Raw genomic sequence first — 2151 nt, 5'->3', positions numbered from 1 at the left:
CCTCCGGCGTCCCACCGGCCCTCGCCCTGCGCGAGGCGCGCGTGCGGACGGCCCGTCGCCTCCTCACCGCCCTCGACCGGCCGGGGCGCGCCGAGCTCGAAGCGGTGGCCCGCCGCTCGGGCTTCCCCAGCTACCGCACGTTCCGCGCGTCCGTGGCGGGAGCACCGCCCGGAGTTCGCGCCACTGGCGGGAAGGCGGACGCTCGCGATGCCGACCGCGCCGAGGCGCGCACCGACGTCGTCCCGACGAGTCGAGACCAGACGCGAGGACAGGAGATCGACTCTTCGCTCGACCGGAGGACTCGCTGACACGCCGAGCGCCGACCACGACCGGTTCCGACCGATGACCGGTTCGCCGAAACCGGACTCCTGCGCAGCTCCGCGTCACCGGCCTCACCACGCCGACCCTGGTCCTCCGCACCCTCGACGCCGTCCGTCATCCCGCTGCGTTCTGACACGTGGGCGCCCGCGCGAGAGCAGCCTCCACCCGCCGGCGCAAGGGCCCCCGCTGAGCCCACACCCGACCTAGCGTCGAGAGTCACATCATCGAGCGAAGGAGCACGACATGGCATCAGGAGTCGCAACGGTCTGGGTTCCGGTCACCGACATGGAGCGGGCGTCGCGTTCTACCGCGACACGCTCGGCCTTGAGGTGAAGGACACTTCCGCCGACTGGTCGGAGCTGGACGCGGGCGGGCTGATGATCGGCCTGAACGCCCGGGAGTCCGCCACGGTCGCCGAGCAGGGCGGCGCCGTGATCTCGTTCCAGCCCGAGGGCTCGATCGAGGACGAGCTGGAGCGCCTGAAGGCGCGCGGCGCCTCGATCGAGGGGGAGATCAGCGACCACGAGTGGGGCCGAATCCTCCCGTTCAAGGACTCGGAGGGCAACGACCTCCAGTTCTACTCGCCGCCGCAGAGCTGAGCGGTCCGGTCGCCGTCGAGGCGGCCGGGGCGGAGGCGGGCGGGTCGGAGCCGGAGGGCTGCGGCCCGCCCGCCACTTCGCGTTGCGCGCCAGCGCGACCGGTCGAGCCTCCGGGGCGGGGAGGATCGACGGGCACAGCGCCGGGATCCGCGGCGCCCGCTCCCGCCCCCGGAGGTCCCATGTCCGCGCTCGCACTCCTCCCCGTGATCGTCGGAGCCGCGTTCCTCGCCTCCGGCGCCGCGAAGATCCGAGGAGCGACCGCGCTCGCCGAGGCGGCGCAGCGTTTCGGCATCCCGCGCGCCCTCGCCACTCCGGTCACCGCCGGGCTGTTCACCGCGATGGAGCTCGCGCTGGGAGTGGCCGTCCTCGTCGCTCCGTCGCCCTGGTCGGTGGCCGCCGCCTCCGCCGCGGCCCTCGTTCTCGCCGGCTTCGTCGCGCTGACCGGGCGGGCCTGGCGACGCGGCGACGACTTCGACTGCGGCTGCTTCGGAGCGGGCGGCAGCACCCGCGTCGGGCCCGGGCTGGTCGCCCGCAACACCGCACTGCTGGCCGCGGCCGTCGGAGCCGTGATCGGCGGGGTGCTCGGAGCTCCGACTCCGCTCGACGTGCTGGGCGACACTGAGGGCCGCCTCTGGCTTGCCGTGGCCGCCGTGACCGCGATCGCCGGGCTGCTGGTGACCCGGCTGACCGCCGACGACCGCGTTCGCGCAGCGACAGCCGCTACGCCCGGGCAGACGGTCGAGCTGCCGAGTCAGGAGCACGTCATCGAGCCGGGCGGCTACCGGACGGCACCCTCCTTCGAGGTCGTGGGCCCGGACGGCGAGGTCGTCGAGTCGCTGATGCTGGTGGCGCACCGGCCGGTCCTGCTGGTGTTCGTGAAGACGGGCTGCGGCTCGTGCGAGGGTCTGCTGTCCGACAGCGCCGAGCTGATCGAGACGCTCGGCCCCGACGGGCCGGTGCTCGTCTTCGCGGTGAGCAGTGCGCGCTCGGTCTTCGAGGACGCGCATCCCGAGCTGCTCGACCGGGCCGTCTACGGCGTCGCCTCGGCCCGCGAGAAGCTCAACGTTCAGCGCACCCCCGGGGCAGTGCTGATCGGGCTGAACTCGCGGCTGGTCGCCGGGCCGGTGCTCGGCGACACTCCCGTGCGCGAGCTGGCCGCGTCGGCGCGGGCGCTGCTGGAGGCGCCCGTCCCGAGCCTGCCCTGAGGCGCACGCACGACGAGGGCCCGGCC

The 2151-nt window shown here is 74.3% G+C and carries 3 protein-coding genes; all 3 read left to right on the top strand.

The genetic code is table 11. The annotated features are described in order from the left end of the window. Positions 1 to 308 (top strand): hypothetical protein (locus ACH61_RS17630; protein ID WP_161489684.1); only part of this gene is annotated, 308 nt, incomplete at its 5' end. Positions 309 to 650: 342 nt separating this feature from the next. Continuing rightward, a complete protein-coding gene (locus ACH61_RS15160; protein WP_236713718.1) occupies positions 651 to 920 on the top strand; it encodes a VOC family protein in 270 nt (89 codons plus the stop codon). A gap of 179 nt (positions 921 to 1099) precedes the next feature. Beyond that, positions 1100 to 2125: a MauE/DoxX family redox-associated membrane protein gene (locus tag ACH61_RS15155; RefSeq protein ID WP_068213652.1), complete on the top strand. Its 1026-nt coding sequence runs from the start codon at positions 1100 to 1102 to the stop codon at positions 2123 to 2125. The last annotated feature ends 26 nt before the right edge of the window (positions 2126 to 2151 follow it).

This window comes from Rathayibacter tanaceti (assembly GCF_001634385.1).
GTDB classification, from domain to species: domain Bacteria; phylum Actinomycetota; class Actinomycetes; order Actinomycetales; family Microbacteriaceae; genus Rathayibacter; species Rathayibacter tanaceti.
This window is presented reverse-complemented; position numbering and strand designations above follow the sequence as displayed.